This window comes from Acinetobacter sp. YH01006 (assembly GCF_013420445.1).
Taxonomy (GTDB): Bacteria; Pseudomonadota; Gammaproteobacteria; order Pseudomonadales; family Moraxellaceae; genus Acinetobacter; species Acinetobacter pseudolwoffii.
Genome location: NZ_VOYB01000010.1, coordinates 1 through 20183, shown reverse-complemented (window position 1 = coordinate 20183; position 20183 = coordinate 1). Strand labels below are relative to the sequence as shown.

Annotated in this window: 24 protein-coding genes and 1 pseudogene; 15 read left to right on the top strand and 10 right to left on the bottom strand. The window is 43.4% G+C overall.

What is annotated here, in order from left to right:
* The first annotated feature begins 116 nt into the window (after window positions 1-116).
* The 5 genes from hemF to FTT73_RS09865 all read left to right on the top strand — a co-directional run bounded on the left by hemF (window position 117) and on the right by FTT73_RS09865 (window position 5077).
* Complete coding sequence (gene hemF, locus FTT73_RS09885; RefSeq protein ID WP_005094200.1) at window positions 117-1073, top strand: oxygen-dependent coproporphyrinogen oxidase; 957 nt, start codon at window positions 117-119, stop codon at window positions 1071-1073.
* A gap of 134 nt (window positions 1074-1207) precedes the next feature.
* The gene (locus tag FTT73_RS09880; RefSeq protein WP_005094202.1) at window positions 1208-1414 is read left to right on the top strand and encodes a hypothetical protein; all 207 of its coding nucleotides are present in this window, start codon (window positions 1208-1210) and stop codon (window positions 1412-1414) included.
* A 98-nt stretch (window positions 1415-1512) separates the two neighbouring features.
* Complete coding sequence (aroE, locus tag FTT73_RS09875; protein WP_005094203.1) at window positions 1513-2301, top strand: shikimate dehydrogenase; 789 nt, start codon at window positions 1513-1515, stop codon at window positions 2299-2301.
* Window positions 2302-2697: 396 nt separating this feature from the next.
* Window positions 2698-4521 carry an acyl-CoA dehydrogenase C-terminal domain-containing protein gene (locus FTT73_RS09870; RefSeq protein WP_180191365.1) on the top strand — a complete coding sequence of 608 codons (1824 nt, stop codon included), beginning with the start codon at window positions 2698-2700 and terminating at the stop codon, window positions 4519-4521.
* Window positions 4522-4867: 346 nt separating this feature from the next.
* On the top strand, window positions 4868-5077 hold the full coding sequence (locus FTT73_RS09865) for a cold-shock protein (RefSeq protein ID WP_004281542.1): 210 nt from the start codon (window positions 4868-4870) through the stop codon (window positions 5075-5077).
* A 221-nt stretch (window positions 5078-5298) separates the two neighbouring features.
* Here the strand turns inward: FTT73_RS09865 and hemW are convergent, their stop codons facing one another.
* Complete coding sequence (gene hemW / locus FTT73_RS09860) at window positions 5299-6453, bottom strand: radical SAM family heme chaperone HemW (protein WP_180076123.1); 1155 nt, start codon at window positions 6451-6453, stop codon at window positions 5299-5301.
* A 126-nt stretch (window positions 6454-6579) separates the two neighbouring features.
* Here hemW and FTT73_RS09855 point away from each other — a divergent pair, with 126 nt between their 5' ends.
* Together FTT73_RS09855 and FTT73_RS09850 are read left to right on the top strand one after the other, a co-directional pair.
* Window positions 6580-7038 (top strand): DMT family transporter, encoded by a 459-nt coding sequence (locus FTT73_RS09855; RefSeq protein WP_005094208.1) that lies wholly within the window; start codon window positions 6580-6582, stop codon window positions 7036-7038.
* A 40-nt stretch (window positions 7039-7078) separates the two neighbouring features.
* Window positions 7079-8455: an MATE family efflux transporter gene (locus tag FTT73_RS09850; RefSeq protein WP_373686442.1), complete on the top strand. Its 1377-nt coding sequence runs from the start codon at window positions 7079-7081 to the stop codon at window positions 8453-8455.
* Here the strand turns inward: FTT73_RS09850 and FTT73_RS16590 are convergent.
* Window positions 8444-8584 (bottom strand): hypothetical protein, encoded by a 141-nt coding sequence (locus FTT73_RS16590; protein WP_005094217.1) that lies wholly within the window; start codon window positions 8582-8584, stop codon window positions 8444-8446. The genes FTT73_RS09850 and FTT73_RS16590 overlap by 12 nt on opposite strands.
* Window positions 8585-8973: 389 nt before the next feature.
* On the opposite strand from FTT73_RS16590, the gene FTT73_RS09840 reads away from it, so the two are divergent.
* Both FTT73_RS09840 and FTT73_RS09835 read left to right on the top strand, forming a co-directional pair.
* On the top strand, window positions 8974-10272 hold the full coding sequence (locus tag FTT73_RS09840; RefSeq protein WP_005094220.1) for an AarF/ABC1/UbiB kinase family protein: 1299 nt from the start codon (window positions 8974-8976) through the stop codon (window positions 10270-10272).
* A 97-nt stretch (window positions 10273-10369) separates the two neighbouring features.
* Window positions 10370-10621, top strand: a complete 252-nt coding sequence (locus FTT73_RS09835; RefSeq protein ID WP_100329368.1) for a type B 50S ribosomal protein L31 — start codon at window positions 10370-10372, stop codon at window positions 10619-10621.
* Between the two features lie 87 nt (window positions 10622-10708).
* Here FTT73_RS09835 and crcB read toward each other — a convergent pair whose 3' ends face one another.
* Window positions 10709-11089 carry a fluoride efflux transporter CrcB gene (crcB, locus tag FTT73_RS09830; protein ID WP_180191364.1) on the bottom strand — a complete coding sequence of 127 codons (381 nt, stop codon included), beginning with the start codon at window positions 11087-11089 and terminating at the stop codon, window positions 10709-10711.
* Between the two features lie 175 nt (window positions 11090-11264).
* On the opposite strand from crcB, the gene FTT73_RS09825 reads away from it, so the two are divergent.
* Window positions 11265-11597 carry a HopJ type III effector protein gene (locus FTT73_RS09825; RefSeq protein WP_180191363.1) on the top strand — a complete coding sequence of 111 codons (333 nt, stop codon included), beginning with the start codon at window positions 11265-11267 and terminating at the stop codon, window positions 11595-11597.
* Window positions 11598-11667: 70 nt separating this feature from the next.
* On the opposite strand, the gene FTT73_RS09820 is transcribed toward FTT73_RS09825, so the two are convergent.
* Entirely contained in the window at window positions 11668-12231 is a 564-nt protein-coding gene (locus tag FTT73_RS09820; protein WP_034608360.1) for a hypothetical protein, read from the bottom strand.
* Between the two features lie 191 nt (window positions 12232-12422).
* Here FTT73_RS09820 and FTT73_RS09815 point away from each other — a divergent pair, with 191 nt between their 5' ends.
* Complete coding sequence (locus tag FTT73_RS09815; protein ID WP_100357832.1) at window positions 12423-13052, top strand: class I SAM-dependent methyltransferase; 630 nt, start codon at window positions 12423-12425, stop codon at window positions 13050-13052.
* Window positions 13053-13070: 18 nt separating this feature from the next.
* Here the strand turns inward: FTT73_RS09815 and FTT73_RS09810 are convergent, their stop codons facing one another.
* Complete coding sequence (locus tag FTT73_RS09810) at window positions 13071-13649, bottom strand: hypothetical protein (protein WP_100357833.1); 579 nt, start codon at window positions 13647-13649, stop codon at window positions 13071-13073.
* 27 nt (window positions 13650-13676) lie between these two features.
* Entirely contained in the window at window positions 13677-14144 is a 468-nt protein-coding gene (locus FTT73_RS09805) for a Holliday junction resolvase-like protein (protein WP_005094229.1), read from the bottom strand.
* Window positions 14145-14268: 124 nt separating this feature from the next.
* On the opposite strand from FTT73_RS09805, the gene FTT73_RS09800 reads away from it, so the two are divergent.
* The 4 genes from FTT73_RS09800 (at window position 14269) to FTT73_RS09785 (ending at window position 17442) form a co-directional block, all read left to right on the top strand.
* Window positions 14269-14913, top strand: a complete 645-nt coding sequence (locus FTT73_RS09800) for a ParA family protein (protein WP_005094230.1) — start codon at window positions 14269-14271, stop codon at window positions 14911-14913.
* A 128-nt stretch (window positions 14914-15041) separates the two neighbouring features.
* Window positions 15042-16172, top strand: coding sequence for an AI-2E family transporter (locus FTT73_RS09795; RefSeq protein ID WP_370982120.1), 1131 nt, complete (start codon window positions 15042-15044; stop codon window positions 16170-16172).
* Between the two features lie 122 nt (window positions 16173-16294).
* Window positions 16295-16837, top strand: a complete 543-nt coding sequence (gene sodC / locus FTT73_RS09790; RefSeq protein WP_180191362.1) for a superoxide dismutase family protein — start codon at window positions 16295-16297, stop codon at window positions 16835-16837.
* Window positions 16838-17139: 302 nt separating this feature from the next.
* Window positions 17140-17442 carry a DUF3817 domain-containing protein gene (locus tag FTT73_RS09785; RefSeq protein ID WP_180191361.1) on the top strand — a complete coding sequence of 101 codons (303 nt, stop codon included), beginning with the start codon at window positions 17140-17142 and terminating at the stop codon, window positions 17440-17442.
* A gap of 73 nt (window positions 17443-17515) precedes the next feature.
* Here FTT73_RS09785 and FTT73_RS09780 read toward each other — a convergent pair whose 3' ends face one another.
* From FTT73_RS09780 to FTT73_RS16360, 4 genes and pseudogenes are all read right to left on the bottom strand, one after another.
* A complete protein-coding gene (locus FTT73_RS09780) occupies window positions 17516-18745 on the bottom strand; it encodes an MFS transporter (protein WP_005168783.1) in 1230 nt (409 codons plus the stop codon).
* 342 nt (window positions 18746-19087) lie between these two features.
* Window positions 19088-19501 carry a hypothetical protein gene (locus FTT73_RS09775; protein ID WP_257232872.1) on the bottom strand — a complete coding sequence of 138 codons (414 nt, stop codon included), beginning with the start codon at window positions 19499-19501 and terminating at the stop codon, window positions 19088-19090.
* Between the two features lie 82 nt (window positions 19502-19583).
* Entirely contained in the window at window positions 19584-19961 is a 378-nt protein-coding gene (locus tag FTT73_RS09770; RefSeq protein ID WP_100358170.1) for a hypothetical protein, read from the bottom strand.
* A 104-nt stretch (window positions 19962-20065) separates the two neighbouring features.
* Window positions 20066-20183, bottom strand: a pseudogene (locus tag FTT73_RS16360) (RNA-guided endonuclease TnpB family protein); the annotation flags it as partial.

Here is a 20183-nt window from a genome sequence, read left to right as displayed (position 1 = left end):
CATCAATACTCAAATTTAAAGCCTGGTTCAATCCACTACATTGCTAAATAGACCTTAATCTTTGACTGATTTTATGCTTTGATGTAGCTAGTTTTTTATTTTCCTACGAGGCTCTGATGCAGCATCCTACATCTGCGGATATTCAACGCGTTCGTGAATTTCTCCTCGACTTGCAGGCACGGATTTGTGCAGCACTGGAACAACAGGAGCGTGCTGGCGGCGGTACGGCCGAATTTATCATTGATGACTGGGAACGTCCGGAAGGTGGTGGTGGCCGTTCGCGTGTCTTGCAAAATGGTACCGTGATTGAGAAAGGCGGGGTGATGTTCTCCCATATCAATATTTCCAAACTGCCCGCTTCAGCCACTGAACGCCATCCCAATATTGCCGGTGCCAAGGCGCAAGCGATGGGTGTATCGCTGGTCATCCATCCGAAAAATCCGAATGTACCGACCTCACATGCCAACGTGCGTTTATTTGTTGCAGAAAAAGAAGGGCAAGATCCAATCTGGTGGTTTGGTGGCGGTTTCGACCTGACGCCCTTCTATCCAAATGATGAAGATGTCCTTTCGTGGCATCAGACGGCGCATGATCTGTGTGCGCCATTTGGTGAAGAGATTTATCCTGAACATAAACAATGGTGTGATGACTATTTCTATTTAAAACATCGTGATGAACAGCGTGGTGTCGGCGGGTTATTCTTTGATGATCTGAATCAGTGGGATTTTGATACCTGTTTCCAGTATATACAGGCCGTAGGCAATGGTTATCTAGAGGCGATTCTGCCGATTTTCCAGCGTAATCAGGATAAGCCTTATACCGAAGCACAACGCGAGTTCCAGTTGTATCGTCGTGGCCGTTATGTCGAATACAATCTGGTTTATGACCGCGGTACGCTATTTGGTTTGCAGACCGGCGGCCGAATTGAATCAATCTTGGTGAGCTTGCCTCCGCTGACCGGCTGGTCCTATCGTCCTGAATGGGATGAAGGCTCGCCGGAAAAGCGTTTGACCGATTACTATCTGAAACCCCATGACTGGCTCACAGAATTAAAATCAACTGCAATGAAATGATACAAACAGCCCTCAAATAGAGGGCTGTTTTAATCCATTATTCCTCTATACTGCTGCAGAGTAATCCCTGATTTGGTCGCGGCATCCTATCGCTACATCGATCACAATCTATTAGATGTCTAGTGAGAATAACAATGCATCATCTTCAATTAAATCTTCCTGTTTTTGCCTTTTGGCTTTTTCTGGCTCTCGCCATCAGTGCGATGAGTACCGCCGTTTTGAGTCATAATCTGCTTCTGGATGGCGCGGCTATTCTGGTGAGTATCCTGACTGTGGTCGGAGCTGTGCTTAGTATGGCGCTGGTATTTGCAGAACATATTATGGACATCTGCAGTTCCTAAACCGCACTTCCAGCCCCCTTATTTAAAACAGCGCAGGCTTTAGTCCCTGCGCTTTTTCACGTATATTGATGCTCATTTCAGCACATGGACATTGTGAAATGAGCAAACAATTTGCCGTGATTGGTAATCCGATTGAACAGTCACGCTCTCCAGAATTGCATCATGCTTTTGCAGCAAAAACCGGAATTGATCTAAATTACAGCAAACGTCTGGCTCCACTGGATGGCTTTGAGGCCAATATTCAGGAGTTTTTTGCCCATGGCGGAATCGGGATGAATGTCACCGTGCCGTTTAAAGAGCAGGCTTTTGCCCAGTGTCAGGTGCTCAGTGAGCGAGCCAAAATTGCCAAGGCAGTGAATACCCTGTGGATGAAAAATGGTATTTTGCATGGCGATAATACTGATGGTCAAGGTCTGGTCGATGCGATTCGTGCACTCAACTGGCCGCTGGAAAATACCAACATCCTGATTATCGGTGCAGGCGGCGCAACCCGTGGCGTGATCTATCCTCTCGCCCAGGCAGGCGCAAAAAAAATTGTGATTGCCAATCGCACCTTGGCACGCGCTGAACAACTGGTTGCGGATCTGCAGGATGCTGTAGCGCAGCTCGAATTACAGGCTATTTCACTAGAACATCTTGCAGGTGAGTTTGATCTGGTGATCAATGCCACTTCAGCCAGTCTCAGCGGTGATGCTTTGCTGCTTCCAGAAGCCTTACAGTTTAACTATGCCTATGAAATGGCCTATGGCAAGCCTTCCTCCTTCCTTGATCAGGCCAAAGCACGTGCTGTGCCAACATCTGAAGGCTTTGGCATGCTGGTCGGTCAGGCACTGGAATCTTTTTCTATCTGGAATGGCATCAAACCAGATTTAAAAGATTTTCTATAAATATCCAGTTATTTTGACCAGAGAATTCGGGTTGTAACAACAATCCGAATTGATCTTAACTCCATTATTAAAGACTAAAAATTCAGCTACTGGATTTAATGACATTTTTAACTTGAATTTTTTATTGATAACAATTGAGTACAATTCATACAAAAGTAGCACTAGACAATCTGGTGTTCAATTCATTAAAGTCCAATCAGATAAGAAGTTTTCAACCTTTCTGTACGCTGACAGCCAGAAGATGAAATCATCCGATTTTATTGGTTGGCTCTAAGACTCGATTCGCTTTTCTGACATTTTTATTTGCTTGCCTTATCAATGTTTTTTTATCTCAAATATGAATAATCAAAGAATCGATACAGATAATCCAAAACTATTTTAATCAGGATTAAACGCATGCCAGCATATAAAGCCCCTTTACACGACATTCGCTTCCTTATGAATGAAGTGCTCGATTACCCTGCGCACTACCAGAATTTGTCGAATGGTGAATATGCCGATACCGACACGGTAGACATGATCTTGGAAGGTGCAGCAGATTTCTGTGAAAATGTACTTTCACCTCTGAATGAAAGCGGTGATGCTGAAGGCTGTCATTTTGAAAATGGCGAAGTGAAAACGCCTAAGGGCTTTAAAGACGCTTATGATCAGTTCGTCCAAGGTGGCTGGCAAGGTCTGTCTTATCCTGAAGAGTTTGGTGGTCAAAACCTGCCAATGTCTTTAAACCTGATCAAATCGGAAATGATGGGAACTGCAAACTGGTCATTCCAGATGTATCCGGGTTTAAGCGTGGGCTGTATCAATACCATTATCCAGTACGGCACCGATGAGCAGAAGAATACCTATCTGCCGCATCTGGTTGCGGGTACTTGGGCTGGCACCATGTGTCTGACTGAGCCGCAATGTGGTACTGACTTGGGTCAGGTTAAAACCAAAGCCGAGCCGCAAGAAGATGGCACGTATACCATTTCAGGAACCAAAATCTTTATTTCCGCAGGCGAGCACGATCTCACTGAAAATATCGTACATATCGTGCTGGCGCGCCTTCCGGATGCACCGCAAGGTACTAAAGGCATTTCACTGTTTATCGTACCGAAATTTATTGCTGCTGCCGATGGTGGCATCGGTGAGCGCAATCCAGTCAATTGCGGTTCGATTGAACATAAAATGGGGATTCGCGCCTCAGCAACAGCCGTGCTGAATTTCGACAAGGCCACGGGTTACTTGATTGGTGAACCGAATAAAGGCTTGCATGCCATGTTCACCTTCATGAACACTGCGCGTATTGGCACTGCGATTCAAGGCATCTGTCATGCGGAGTTATCCTTCCAAGGTGCTCTGCCGTATGCCAAAGAACGTATGTCGATGCGTGCCCTGTCTGGCAAAAAAGATCCGGAAAAAGTGGCGGATGCCATCATTCATCATGCCGATGTACGCCGTATGCTGTTGACGCAAAAAGCCATTGCCGAAGGTGGCCGTGCCATGATTTATCATGCTGCGCAAATTGCCGACAACATGAATGATGCTTTATTGCGTGGCGATACCGCTGCCTTTGAACAGCATGATGATCACTTAGGTTTCTATACCCCGATTCTAAAAGGCTTCCTGACTGAAATGGGCTATGAAGCATCGAATCACGGTATGCAAGTCTTTGGTGGTCATGGCTATATCAAAGAATGGGGCATGGAACAGATCGTGCGTGACTCACGTATTTCTACCTTGTACGAAGGAACGACAGGTGTACAGGCACTCGATCTGATCGGTCGTAAAGTACTGTTAACCTCGAAAGGCAAAGTGATTCGTGATTATACCGCTGAAATCCTGAAATTTTGTGGTCAGCATGCGCGTAATAAATATATGCGCCGCTTTGCTTGGGATCTCACCAAGCTATGTGCCCAGTGGAATGCATTAACTGTTCGAATCATGCTGGCAGCCCGTAAAGACCGCGACATCGTCTCTTCTGCTTCAGTCGATTTCCTGATGTTCTCGGGCTATGTGATGATGGCATACTTCTGGGCGCAGCAAGCCGCAGTTGCCTCAGCCAAACTGGCTTCTGGCGATGGCGCAGAAGTACCTGAGTTCTATAAAGCAAAAATCAAAACCGCTGATTTCTATTTCGAACGTATTCTGCCTCGTACCCAAGGTCATGCTGAAGCGATGGTGAATCCATCCAAAACCATGACCGCACTGGCGCCAGAGCACTTTAGTTTTGATTACTAAGCTGTAAATTGAATTACAAAGAGCGCTTCGGCGCTCTTTGTATTGAGAGCTACCCTTTTAAAACCCTAAAAACACCGGCCTGAATACAAAATATACAGGTTTAATTTTATATTTTTCAATAGCCTAATAAATTAGATAAATAAAACGCTTGTATATCTCAAAATAAGCGGTATGATAATCCCAACTAGAAAAATTCTTGTTTTGGTTAGTTTCTTTTAAGTATCGCAGTTTTAGTCATAAACCTTCGTATTACAGATCAAAAAGCTCCATCCTTTTTATTTTTCAAAGTTACAGTTAGTCATCTGAAATTTTGGCTATAAATTCATACGATTCAATAGGTTACATTATGTCTAATACAGTTAACGGTACAGTAAAATGGTTCAACGAAACTAAAGGTTTCGGTTTCATTCAACAAGAATCAGGTCCAGACGTTTTTGCTCATTTCAGCGAAATCACTGGTTCAGGTTTCAAAACTTTAGTTGAAGGCCAAAAGGTTTCTTTCAGCGTAGCTCAAGGTCAAAAAGGCCCTACAGCTGTAAATATCGTTGCTCTATAATTTAGAAGCAAGATATTGAAAAAAAGCACTCTTAGAGTGCTTTTTTTGTGCTTGTAATTTCTCTTATTCAGCTCTAGCTTTTAAAGATTATTTGTTTGATCTAAAAACCGGTGTGCTCTATGCCAAGCTAAAAATTCCTGATCTGGTAAAATCTGCACAATAAAAAACCCTCATATAGATTTATGAAGGTCTTTGAAAAATGTTCAGAAAATAAAAATCAGTTAAAGAAATTCTTCCAGTACCGAATTTAAGAAGATATGCCCCTGCTCGGTACATGCAAGCCGGTTTTGGTCATCGATCATTAATTTTCTTTTACGTAAAGAGCTTAATAAATCTTGTAAAGTATCCAAACTTTGACCAGTACGCTCGATATAAAATTTAGCCTCTACGCCCTGATTTAAGCGTAGCGCATTCATCATAAACTCAAATAGCATCTCTTCAGCTTCAATACGCTTAAACTGCAAATGTTCAGCAGGTACTTTGGCTAAGTAATCCTTAGGTAAGCGGGTTTTCTGGAAACGATATACGCCATCAGGTTGAGTCACTTTGCCATGTGCACCCGCACCAATCGCCAGATAATCGCCGAATTGCCAATAATTCAGGTTATGCGCTGAAGGTAATTCTTTACGCCAGGCAGAAACTTCATAATTGATAAAGCCTTGAGCTTTGAGATAAATTTCGCCCTGCTCCTGAATCTCTTCAAGTACATCATCTACCGGTAGAATAGGTTGGGTACGGAAAAATACCGTATTCGGTTCAATCGTCAGCTGATACCAGGAAATATGTGTCGCGCCATTTTCTACCGCAAGTTTTAAATCATGCAAGGCCTGATCTAAAGTCTGTTCAGGCAAGCCATGCATTAAATCGACATTAATTCGTCGAAAGCCTGCTTCACGCGCCAATCCAATCGCAGAAATCGCATCTTCATTGCTGTGAATCCGACCCAAGCGTTTAAGATGGTCAGTATTAAAACTCTGCACCCCAATCGACAAACGGTTAATGCCGGCCTGCAAATAACCTGCAAATGGGTCATGCTCTACCGTACCAGGATTTGCTTCCAGCGTAATTTCACAGCCTTCTGCAAAGGGAATAATGGCTTGCAACTGATCAAATAGCCATTGATAACCTTGAGCAGAAATCAGCGACGGCGTACCGCCACCAATAAATACACTATGAATCTGACGGCCTTGGGCAAAATCGACCTGCGTTTTAAAATCCTCAACCAAGGCATGTAAATATTCCTGTTCTAGTTCCAGTGATAATTCACCATCAGGAACAGCATGCGAATTAAAGTCACAATACGGACATTTGCGCACGCACCATGGCATATGAATATATAAAGACAATGGGATAACAGCAGGATTCAATTCAGCCAAAGAACTACTCAAAAACGACTACAAGATATAGCTGAATTTTAACATGACTCGGCAGCAACACTGCTAAAATTAAAATGATCACCGGGTTATATCTAAAAACTCAAATAGAATTAGACAGTTAAAATTATGAAAATATCTTCTCAATTGATTATTTTACTTCCTTTAGTCTTTGCAATTGGTGTTTTGCTGACGCTTCAAACCGCAATTAACACACAACTGAAAGAATATTTATATTCTCCTATGCAAGCTGCATTTTTTTCCTTTTTGATTGGTACAATAGTGCTCGCTGTGATTGTACTTTTTCAGTCCAACCCCAAACCCGGTGTACAGGAATTAATGAATGTTCCCTGGTATTTATGGCTTGGGGGCATCGTGGGTGTCTACGCGATTAGCATGAGCATTTATGCAGCCCCAAAACTTGGCTTTCTGGTGCTTAGCGGCCTGATTATATTTGGTCAGATGGCCATGTCGATGCTGGTCGATCATCTGGGTTTATTGGGCAACGAAAAAATGCCGATTAACTGGCAACGTCTTTTAGGCGGCGGAGTAATTTTTATTGGTGTGCTTCTCACTTTACAACGCTAAACCCCTCTATTTAAGCACATGATCACGATGAGTAATTTTTGTGTCGAATGTTACACCGGTTACGACCTTTGGTTTTGAATTAAAAAAACTGTTTCATCTGATGTTACCTATTCTGGTGACCCAATTTTCCCAGGCAGGTTTGGGCCTGATTGATACCATTATGGCAGGTCATCTGTCTGCGACCGATCTTGCAGCAATTGCAGTCGGGGTGGGTCTGTGGATTCCGGTGATGCTGCTGTTTAGCGGCATCATGATTGCCACGACACCCTTGGTGGCTGAAGCGAATGGCGCACGTACCCCTGAAAAAATTGCCACCATTGCCCGTCAGTCACTTTGGGTGGCCCTGATTCTGGGGATTATTGCTGGCCTGATTTTGCAGCTGTTGCCAGCGACTTTACCAATCTTAGGTGTACCGGAAAGCTTGCAGCCTAAAGCCGGTTTATTCCTGCATGCAATTGGTTTTGGTATGCCGGCAGTGACTATGTATGCCGCCTTACGTGGCTATTCAGAAGCGATTGGTCATCCACGCCCGGTGACCGTCATCAGCCTATTGGCACTGATATTGCTGGTTCCACTGAACTATGTATTTATGTATGGAATTGGCCCTGTTCCAGCCTTGGGTAGTGCCGGCTGTGGTTTTGCTACGGCAATTTTACAGTGGTTAATGGTCATTACTCTGGCACTGTATATTTTTAAGAATAAAGCCTATCAACGCACCCAGCCGTTTACTCATTGGGAAAAAATCAACCCGGAATGGATGAAACGCATCTTGCAGCTTGGTCTGCCGATCGGACTGGCGATTTTCTTTGAGGTCAGTATTTTTAGTACTGCGGCGATCGTGCTCAGCCCTTTGGGAGAAACCATTGTTGCTGCGCATCAGATTGCCATTTCAGTGACCTCACAGCTGTTTATGATTCCAATGTCACTGGCGATTGCCCTGACCATTCGGGTCGGCACCTATTATGGCGAACAGAACTGGCAGGCAATGCGTAAAGTGCAATATCTCGGCCTGATTACGGCCACTATTCTGGCAATCCTGACCATGATTTTGCTTTGGGTGTTCCGTAATGAAATCGTGGCGCTCTACACCTCGGATATGATCGTGACCCAAATCGCGGTCTATCTGATTCTGTTTGCGATTGCTTATCAACTAATGGATGGCTGGCAGATCAGTGCAGCAGGTTGTCTGCGTGGGATGCAGGACACCAAAGGCCCTATGTGGATCACCATGCTGGCTTACTGGGTGATTGCCTTCCCGGTCGGGGTGTATTTGTCCCGCTTTACCGACATGGGCGCAGCCGGTGTCTGGGTTGGCCTGATTGTGGGTCTGAGTGTGGCCTGTGTACTTTTATTAGCTCGTTTATATGACAACAATAAACGTTTAAGTCTCGACCACTCAATGCGTTCAGCCGATTAATTCAAGCTGGAAAATGCGCTGCGATTCAGGATCCAGCGCATTTTTTAATGCTTTGGAAATCTCTGATTCGTCTATCACATCTTTGATCAGCAGCGGCTCTACAACCACCTCCGTGCCATTAAAGCGCATGGTGGGTGAATCATCTAACTTAGGTCCTGTATTTAAGGTTTAAGTGATACGCACACAAAAATACACATCATCTTGAGCAGTAAAATATCGATAGACTTTCATTGAATTTTCTTCATTACTGCGAGTTGTTTTATTTATACTTTTGGGACTAAAACAACCTTTAGTATGATTATGCAGCCTGACCTAAAACAATGATGTATTCAGGAATCTTGTTTTGGTTTAAGTACAGGAGATGAAGAAAAATCTTCTGATAAATCAAAGATCATGCACCAAAGATGGAGAAGTTAAAGAAAATCACAACACAACCTCTACAATTAAATCTAGGCAATTGAATCTTTGTCACCTATGATCAAATACATCAAATAATTGTTGGTTTCAAGGAATCTCGCATGGCAAAAACGGCTAGCACACCCGGTCGTCGCTTTATGAAACTTGCCGGAATGACCGCAAGTATTGCAGGTAAAACCCTATCCAATTCAATTAAAAATTTAACTGCCGATGAAGAGCAGAAAAATACTGCGCGCAGCAAATTATTTCAGGATATTGGTATACAAATCGCGGATACCTTGGGAGAAATGAAAGGCGCGGTCATGAAAGTTGGTCAGATCGCCTCGCAATATAAAGATATTTTTCCACCCGAAGTTGCCAAAGCCATTGCCAAATTGCAACGTCAGGCACCGCCCATGCCATTTAAGGACATTCAGGCGCAAATTGAAAAGGAACTCGGTAAACCTTTACAGCAATTATTTCAACAGTTTGATGAACAGCCTTTTGCCGCAGCATCGATTGGTCAGGTACATAAAGCCACTTTACCCAATGGCCAGCAAGTGGTGGTCAAGGTACAGTATCCGGGGGTCGATGAAGCCTGTGAAAGTGACCTGAAACAGGTACGTCTGGCGCTACGCATGATGGGCGTTTTAAAGATTGACCGTAAACTTCAGGATCAGTTATTTAAAGAAATCCAGCATAGTCTGGACAATGAGCTCAACTATGAAATTGAAGCTCAGAACCTAGAAGTTGCCCGCGCCTTCCATGAATCCCTGGATCATAAAATTGTGATTCCACAGGTTTTTCATGAATATTCTTCACGGCATATTCTAACCTTGAGTCAGGAAATGGGAGAAAGTATTGAAACCGCCAGCACCTGGCCACAGGAAACCCGCAATGCCTTAGGGCGACGTCTGCTGCGTGCGATTGGTCAGGAAATTTTTTATCTGAAACGCTTTCACTGTGACCCGCATCCGGGCAACTTTGCCTTTCGTGAAGATGGCTCTGTGATTGTTTATGATTATGGTGGCGTTAAGACTCTTTCGACTGAAGTGATTGGGCATTTCCGGGAACTTATTCATGCCGCACGCGAGAAGAATATTCCCGTGATCGAGCAACAGTTAGATGCGCTGCATTCCTTGACTGAAACCGGAAAATTCCCGACTGAATTGTATGAACAATGGCTGGAAGTTCTGATGCGTCCACTGGTCACCCATTATGATTTTGCTGAAAACTCGGCCCATCATGATGGCATGGAGTTGCTCAAACCTTCTCTAAAATATTGGGATGTGTTTAAGCCATCTCCAGATACGCTCATGGTGAACCGGACAATTTCAGGACAATACTGGAACCTGATTCATTTAAAAGTTCATGATGATCTGAGTGATGTATTTGAAGAACTGGTGCCGAGTCGAGGTTAATTTTGACCCCAAAGGCTTACACGCTGTAACTCTAAATGACTTGAAATACCAAATGTTATATTATAACATTTCATTAAGAATCATAAGGGAATTATATATGCGTCCAGATATTCATCCAGCGTATCGTGAAGTGTTATTCCATGACACCAATGCCAATACTTATTTTGTGATTGGCAGCACAATGAACTCTAGCCAGACTAAAGAATATGAAGGTAAAACATATCCTTATGTCACGCTTGATATTTCAAGTGCTTCTCATCCCTTCTATACTGGCGAGCAGCGTCAAACCAGCAATGAAGGTCGCGTGGCAAGCTTTAATAAACGTTTTGGCCGCTTTAAACGTGGCTAAAACTAAAAACCGTCGATTATCTTGATCTTCAAATCGTGGTTTATGTCAGGAAATAACCTCCAGTTTCCTGACTTTTTTATGTCTGTTTCAGCTTTGAGCCAAAGCCAGTGAAGTCAAGTAAAAACCCAGCGCCAGAACGATAATTCCAACAATTACACTCGACAGCCCATACAATAGAGCTAAACCTACGGCGCCATGTTTCAAAAGCTGAAAGCTTTCCAGACCAAAACTGGAAAATGTGGTAAATCCGCCCAGTATCCCCACCATTAAAAACAGACGTGCTTCCTGTTGCAGCATTGGATATTTTTGGCTACAGGCAAAAAAGATCCCTGCACATAAGCAGCCCAGAATATTGACCCACCAAGTCGGCCAAGGAAATTGCATCTGTGGTTTTAGCAACCAGAGCCCTGCTGCATACCGTAAACTGGCACCCACTGCCCCGCCGATTGCCACCCAAAGCCAGCCCATATACGTTCCTATTCTATTTATTGATCCAGTTGATTTGATCCGGAATTTCAAATTAATTATGAATCATTTTCATGATTATCTTGAACTGCAAACCCATTAAATACCATGGAACTTCGCAAGAAAATTGCTATATTCATCGCATCGAAATTTTTATTGATTGCAAAGGGAAAACAGCATGGCACAAGATTTATTGGCACAATTGGCCGCAGGTGAGGCAAAATTTGCAGATGTGATTGCCTATATCGAAGCGCATTATACCCATACCCCGACTGCATTTAAAAATGGCCAGCAGAGCAATGCGACCACTGAAAACCAAGGCAGCGCCAAAGTTTTTGCCTTTGCACGACTCAATGGGCTGGATCAGGCCCAAACCTTAAGCCTGTTTGCCGAGCACTATGCAGCTGTACAAGCGACGCCTCAAGCCAGCGATCATCAGAATATCCGCCAGTTTATGCAAAATGGCTGGGATGGCGTTGCATTTGAAGGTCAGGCTTTAACTGCTAAATAAGCAGTTTATCAGTATAAAAAACCGCTCATAAGAGCGATTTTTTATAGGCATCTAAATAGCAAATTTTAATTTAGCTTTTCCCAACCTGTTCAATCCACTGAATTGAACTGACACGGAATACCTCACAGGCGCCATCACCGGTATCCGTCGGGGTCAATGAAGAAGTCCAGACCAGATCTTTATCACGCACTTCAACCAGCTCACCCTGCATACGCACCAGATCGCCACGTTTTACCTTTTTAATGGCCTTGGCAATTTCAGGATTGGCCGGAATGATATGCATATTGGACACCATCTGCTTGGCTTGTTCTACCGGCACGGGCACCCGATCCATTTTCCAGTTCAGATAACGGTCATATTGATTGACACTAATATGTCGGGCAATTTCAGGTTCAGCAAACAGGCCCCAACTCACCGCATAATCAATCGGAGAGAATTTGGCCTGCGGATCAGCGCTATAGACTTTGGAACCCAAAATACGGAAATCACCTTTAAAAGGCTGCAAGACGGAAATCGACTGTCCTTTGACCACAGGTGGCAAACCTTTGGCAATATTGTGATCGACCGAGCTATAGCTGGAAATAGGCAGCAACAAACCGGCCAACAAAGCATAATGTTTAAAGTGTTTGAACATCATTTTTAATCTAATCCTAATCGAGTTGATCAAACGTTTTAAGGATATCTTCCTTGATCTTACGTATTTTTTAATGAATAAACAGTTGAACTTGGTAACAAACTGGGTGTATTTAGTCAGCTTGGGCATTCCCGAATATTGTATTTTTCAGTTAAGCTAAAATACATTCAGATTAAATTAAAATAACCCAAATGCTGTATCAACTTTATCAACAACACATCTTTCCGCACCTTTTAAATCAGGTGATGCAAACGCCGTCCTTGATGGATTTACGCCGTGAATTGCTTTTGAACATTTCTGGTGAAGTACTGGAAATTGGTTTTGGTACAGGGCTGAATCTGCCTTTCTATCAAGAAGTAGATCTGGTCTATGCCGTAGAACCCAATCCGGCCATTTTCAAGCTGGCAGAACCGCGCATCCAGCAGGCTGCTTTTCAGGTTGAACATATTCAGGCCAGCGCAGAAGCATTGCCTTTTGCAGAACATAGTCTAGAACATGTGATCTCGACCTGGACGCTGTGTAGTATTGCTGACCTCGGCCAAAGTCTGCGTGAGATTTATCGTGTGCTACAACCGGGCGGTCACTTGCATGTGGTCGAACATGTGCTGAATCGACAAAATTTAAATATCCAGCGCCTGCAGCATTTACTCACCCCGATTCAGAAGAAAGTCGCAGATGGCTGTCATTTAAACCGGGATATTGAAACTGCCTTACTGGAAACTGGTTTTGAAATTGAAGAATTGAATTATATCAATGCCGCAGGGATTCCGAAGATTGGCCAGCGTATGCTGCTGGCTCGACTGCGTAAACCGCAAGGCTAATTTATTTTCGTTTTGCCGTTAATGTTGCTGCAACTGAGTCACACGCAGCAACTGACAATGGGCATGATATTCCGAGCCTGTACCCACCTGAAATTCCTGTCCCGTGCTTCCTGAATGTACTGTGACCAGATCACCGCTGAGTGTAATCTTCTGCCCTGATTTTAGCCTGCGAATCTGATTGGCAATTTTCTCGTTGGCAGCGATCAGACTAAAATGCCGGATATGCGTGCTGAGAAATTCAGCTTCAGCCTGGCTGATTTGTTCCTCGATTTGATAACAGCGTTTTGCTTGATCAAATGCTAATGTTGCCTGCATGGCTGGCAGTGACTGGCTGAGCAACAGCACATCGATATTACTGACATAGGCCAGATCATTAAAATGTCCAACCATAGGGCTGGCCTGATGCAAGACACGACGATTCGGTTTAACGAAACGTTTATCATGCACAGTAAATGTAGCTGAAATAGGTTGAATCGGCTCTACCGAAAAGTTTTTCAAGACACCTCGTTCTTCCAGATGTGGGATCGCACGAAAAAACTCATTCCAGACCCACAGTCCAAGCATAAACAGCAGCGCAGTGATCAGTAATTTCTGCATAATTTCTTATTCTTTCCTTGGTCGTGCTCAATCATCGAAATCAATCCGGATGGTTTCAAAACGCACCCGCCCTTCCTGAACTGCACGGGCAATCGCTTGCTGGCCTTTAGTCAGACGCGCTCCGCCACTTTTGATATCAATCAATACCACTTCAATATCCTCTGCTTCGCCTTCGCCGTCTCTGAAATCGGTATAGCCATCAAAGACCACATAATCGACAGGATCGCCCAGAAACTTGGCATCACTGGGCAGATATTGAAATTCCGGCATGATCGGTGCGAGCTGTTCCGCCATTTTGCCTTTCAGGACTGCCCTGCTGGTATTGACACTGCGTTTTTGCGCGGCGATCAATGCCTGCTGATGTTCTAGTTCCAGCTCGGCAATATACTGCTCATATTCAGCCTTGATGCGTCCATTGCGTGTCTGACTTAAAATAATGGTGGTCAGCACCACCCCGATACATGTGCCAATCAGCATGGCCATCCATATGGACATTCAATCTTCCTAATTTACTTTATTTTTTCAGCACAACATTCGACTGAAGTTGAAAACATCAGCCATTGGTACGCTTGAAAAGAATGATATGCTAGGCAGGAACAGAATAAAATCACCTTGAGTCATGAAAACAATTTTAGTTGCGAATCAGAAAGGCGGTTGTGGCAAAACCATGACAGCGATTAGTCTAGCCTCAGCACTCGCACAAAAAGGTTATAAGGTGGCGCTGGCCGATGCCGATAACCAGAAATCGGCATTGCAATGGCTCAAGCAACGTCCGGAACAGGCCATGCCGATTCAAAGTCTGGACTGGCGCAATCACAAATCCATTGGTGATGCACCGAAGCAGATTGAGTATCTGATCATTGATGCACCGGGAGCGTTGACTGAAGATCATGCCGAGCAGCTGATCAGTGAAGCGCATGCGATTATTATTCCGATCCAGCCTTCATTTTTTGATATTGATTCGACCCGCCGTTTTCTCAAGCATTTGCAGGACATTAAGCGGATTCGTAAAGGCAAGGTTGAAATTTTACTGTTGGCCAACCGTACCAAACCGAATGCAGCCAGTAATCAGGACATACAGCAGTTTTTTGACAAGATCGACCAGCAGCCGGTGGCCTGGATTTCAGAACGTGCACCTTATAGCCGTCTGGCTATGGAAGGTCTGTCAGTCTTTGATAAACCTCAAAAAATCTATCGGGAATTACAGGATCAATGGCAACCGGTGCTGAATGCCATTATCGATGATCCCAGTCAGTGGTTTTAAGCCAGTCCGCTGAATCCTAACACTGCTTTGGGAAAATAATCACGCTACTTACCAAGCCGTCATTTTCGATCGCTTTTTTTTCAGTTAATATGCCTGAACACGACCTAAAAAATGAGCCATTAAATTCAGTGCAACAGTACGCGCCTACATTACAAAAAGTCTTATTATTTGGATTGTTCTTTATCCTGATTTTTTTGAGTTTTCATATACTCAAATATTTCATCATCCCTGTAGTTTGGGCAGCGATTATCGCCTATATGACTTGGCCCTTGTATCAGTCGGTGTTACGCATGTGCGGCAATCGGCCAACGCTGAGTGCAACCGTGATGATTCTGGCCGTGATTCTGGTGTTTGGTCTGCCATTTATCTTCGCCATTTTTATGTTGCAGCATGAAGGTCGTAATCTGTATTTTGAATTGCAGCGACAGGTCTTTTCCGGTCATCTGGATGTACCGGATTTTATTCGTGGCCTTCCGATTGTCGGCAAGGAAATTAGCCGAACTTTAAATGAAATCAATACCGATCCAAACAGTATCGCGCTATCGATCTCGAGCTGGATTCAAGGTCATCTGAATTACGGCAAAGTGGTATTGAATGAAGTCAGTAAAAATATCTTTAAATTGTGTTTTGCGATACTTTCGCTGTTCTTTTTCTACCGTGATGGTCAGACCATTTTAAATCAGGTGCGTAAAGCTTTTGAGATGGTGGTCGGGCCACGTGTACATCATTATTTTTCTACCATTTCTGCCACTACACGTGCGGTGGTCTATGGCGTTGGTTTGACTGCAATTGCCCAGTCTTTATTGGCAGGTCTGAGTTATTTTGTCGCGGGTGTGCCAAATCCGATGGTCTTGACCATTGTGACCTTTATTTTCGCTCTGATTCCTTTTGGCCCACCGGTGGCTTATAGCGCAGTATCACTGTGGCTCTTTTCACAGGGACAGACGATTGAGGCGATTGGGGTGATGGCTTGGGGTGTCTGTATTGTCAGCACGGCCGACAACGTAATTCGTCCACTGGTGATTTCTGGCGCAACACAAATTCCATTCCTGTTGATTATGTTTGGTGTTCTGGGCGGTATTGCCAGTTTTGGTCTGGTCGGCGTCTTCATTGGTCCAGTGATTCTTGCAGTCTTGCTGGCAATTTGGCGTGAATGGTTACATGAAAGTAATTTGAATGAACCCTTAATGATGCCTAAAGCCACCATGGCACATGACATCGATCCGCAGACCGAGGACACACCGCCCAAAGCACCTTAAAGCACAGATTGAGTCGACTTAAACAAAACAAAACATTTAAGTACTGATTCTATATAGAGCTTCTGATCTTGCTCTGTTTCAATAGATTTACAAAACAGAATAAAGATCAGGATGCCAATACCATGTCTTCATTGTTTAAAATTACGACACTTTGTGCGCTCAGTGCTGCACTTTTCACAGGTTGCGCCTCGACGTCTCCATCGAATGAACTGGTCAGAGCCGTGACTGTAAATGCAGTAACCGCTGAGGTGATAGGTCAAGAGATTGGCACCGTATTACTCAGTGACAGTCCAGCCGGTCTGGTGATACGTACCAACCTGAAACAGCTCCCTGCCGGTGAGCGAGGTTTCCATATTCACGAAAATGGTTCATGTGCACCCGCCATGAAAGATGGCAAGATGGGTGCAGCACTGGCTGCCGGTAGTCATTACAATCCGAACCAGTCACCCAATCATGGTACGCCGGTGACCGGTCACCTCGGTGATTTGCCTGCATTAAAAGTCAATACTGACGGTACTGCCCGTGTCACCCTGCTTGCACCACGTTTGAAACTGGCGGATCTTCAGGGTCGTGCCATTATGGTTCATGCCGGCGGCGACAACTATTCTGACAACCCCTTACCATTAGGTGGTGGTGGTGACCGCATTGCATGTGGTGTGATCTAAACAGATTAGTGTAGATATAAAAAGAAAAAGACGGGCTATCTGCTCGTCTTTTTTCATGAAATTTTCTTTAGAGTTGGCATCTAAATAACTTTTTTGCTCTTGAAATAGATCAGTTTATTGTCGGAAAACTTAAAGTTTTTTTGCAGTTATGCCATCAATAATAGTATCGTGAAACTCAATAACCAACTGCTTTACTCGGTTATAACTCATTATAAATATTGAATATATTTTTATTTTTAAGATTTAATCTTCAATTTATATTGGGTACACTCAGGGTTAATTTAATTAAATCAGTATGTCTTATGAACATCAAAACTTTACGTCTGGTCGGTTTGTTTGAAGGGATTTCATTTCTGCTACTTTTATTTATCGCGATGCCCGTGAAATACATGATGGATAATCCGATTTTAGTGAAATATGTTGGTATGGGGCATGGCGTACTATTTGTACTGTTTTTAGTGGTGTTATTTGCGGTCTGTGAAAAGCAAAAATGGTCGCTCAGCATGTTTTTGATGGGCCTGATCGCTTTAATTTTGCCATTTGGGCCATTTTTGTTTGATCTGAAATTAAAGAAACTAGAGCAGCCCGTCGCTGAGCTTCAATAGATATTAAAATCCTCTCCCCCTCTGGGAGAGAGTTAGAGAGAGGGTATAGCCTTCCTTTATAAAAGGAGGAGCTTTAAAACTCCCCTCTCACCTTCCGCTCAGAAATAATCTGCTTTAAGCTCAGACGCGGCAAAGTAAACCACAATGCAATCAAAATGAAAGAGGCGATGCAATAGGCCCAAATGTCATAGGCTTCATAAGCCATTCGAACTGCTTCAATCACCACGAAAAAGCTCAGCATCAGGATAATCGAAACCGTAGCAGCCACCGTACCTTTGGACACTTCAGAAGACATCAGTGCAAAACGGTACAGCACCGAGAAACTTACGCCTTCACCAAGGCTGATACAGGTGGTGCCGATAATCAGGCAATGCACAAAATAATCTGGAATAAACAGACCGAGTATTAATAAGCCTGTACCAAACAGCATCAATGGCACACCCAAGAGTACAGTTTTCCCCAGCGGCATTTTGTCGATGATTTTTAGCAAAACCAGATTACCGATAATCAAGCCGCCCAAAACCGGAAACTGCGCCAGACCATATTGCACGCTGCTGAATCCAAACTGCTCGACCAGAATTACAGGCGATAAGGCAATCCATAACATCAACGGCAGGCTGACCAAGGGCAAGGCCGCGGTCATAATTACAAAACGTTTATTTTTTAAAACCTGTTTAAAGTCATCCAAAATATAGCTGAAGGGCTGCTTCGGAACACTGACTTTCAGGTTTGGCATTTTGGCTTTCAGGCCAAACCAGCTTAAAAATGACAGAAATGCAATGCCGATAAAGCCCCAATGCCAGGAGATATGATCAATCATAAAGGCACCCAGTACCGGCCCGAGCAATGGCGCCAGTAAAGAAACATTGGCCATGAGTGCCATGACTTTAATGGCATCGCGCTCTTCGAAGCTTTCCTGAATGGCGGCATAACCTACGGCGGTAATAAAGGATAAGCCAAAGCCTTGTAAGAAACGCAGAAATAAAAAACTTTCGATATTGGGGGTCAATAAAATGGCCAGACAGCTAATTGTGAAAAATGCCACGCCACCCAAGAGTACGGTTTTACGTCCAAGACGATCGGACAATGGCCCCAAAATCGCTGCAACAAATGCCCCACCTAACAGGAAAAAGGACATGGAGGATGGCGCCCATGAACTGCTTACGCCAAAGTCACGGGTAATCGATAGCATGGCCGGTTGGATCAGGTCATTACAGATATAGACGGAAAATTCAAACAGAACCAGTGCCAGTGGAAACATGAGTGTGGCACGGGTCAGTTTTTGGGTTTGGATGTTTTGCATGGGAGTTTTTATTGTCAGCCTGCTCGTTTAAGCAGGCTAAACTTTGTCTAAAATAGAAAGAAGAAATTTTAGCAGAGTCCTGTTTTTAAGTCCGTTCTCTTTTTTAATGACCTACTCAAAACAAATCAATGGAGGATACATTATTCATCTATATTCTAATAATTTATAAAAATCAAATAGACTCTAGTGAGTTCCACTCTTGAAACCATTTTTCTTTTCTAGGATTTTCAAAATGAAGAATTTGTTCTACTAAGTCTATAATTAGTTGATCAATATCTTTTGCTATCGAAGATCCTAACGTTATTTTTGAAATACTTCCACTTTTTAATTGGTCACTACAGTCTAATCTAGAGTAATGATAGTTAGCCCTATCCATGATAAATTTATCAATATAATTAACATATCCTTCTGTTGAAAAATGGTCTTGAGGAAAAATTTTACTAAGCTCAGCCAACAGAATCTTAAAAACCAGATTAAGTCTTCATTACCTTTCATCATATTAAGAGCAATTTCGCTATCCCAATTGATATGACAGTTTAAATACACTTCTCTTTTCAAGTCAGGTAAAGAAAAAATAAAATTTTGATCTGCCTCTAATTCACTATCTTTCTCACGATACAATAATTTTTCTCGTAGGATTTTTTCTGATTTTCTTTTATCGTAATTGGTATAAAACCTATTTAGATAGAATAATAAGAGTGAAGCTAAAAATCCTCCAATCACGCCAATTGTAGCGGCTAATATATTTGAGTCCATCAACTCCCCCCTCTTCCCAAAAGCAAAAAGCGCATCACTAAGATACGCTTTTAACTAAATTCTGACTAAAGATCAAACACTATTATGGGCAGGCTGCTTTCTGGAAGTTTCTGGTATTTGAACCACGTGCACACTGATATAACTTTTCAGCATTGTGCATTTTCCAGCTCTTCTGTTCTTTTTTGAAATGATAAATGGTCTGTACTGATTTGACCGAATCATCCAACAAACCTGTTTCAGTCACTTTCACCTGCCCAACGGTCGGTGACTCCACATTATTAAAAAACTGACGAATCTCGACTGTTGCCAGTTCATTACGTAAATCAGGCCTCATTTTAAGCACCTGATCCAAAGGTGTATCCGAAGAAGACTGCACTTTTGCAATCACCTGCTGGGTAGTGGTACAACCCGACATCATCATACCCAGACCTAAAGCTGTAACCGCCAATAACCGTAACATATTGTTTAACCCAGATTATCCTTATTATACAAATTCATCATGCCGCGCTTTTCAGCTTAACGCTATTTAGACTATGTAACCCCATTTACACAGCATTGACATCCTCACCTCCCTGAAACGGAGGTGATTCCTACTGCTAGACGCTTATGCCCAAGCGCAAGTATGTTCTTCGCTGCATTTTCGTCCCTGTTATTGGAACTTCCGCATTCACACTCCCATACT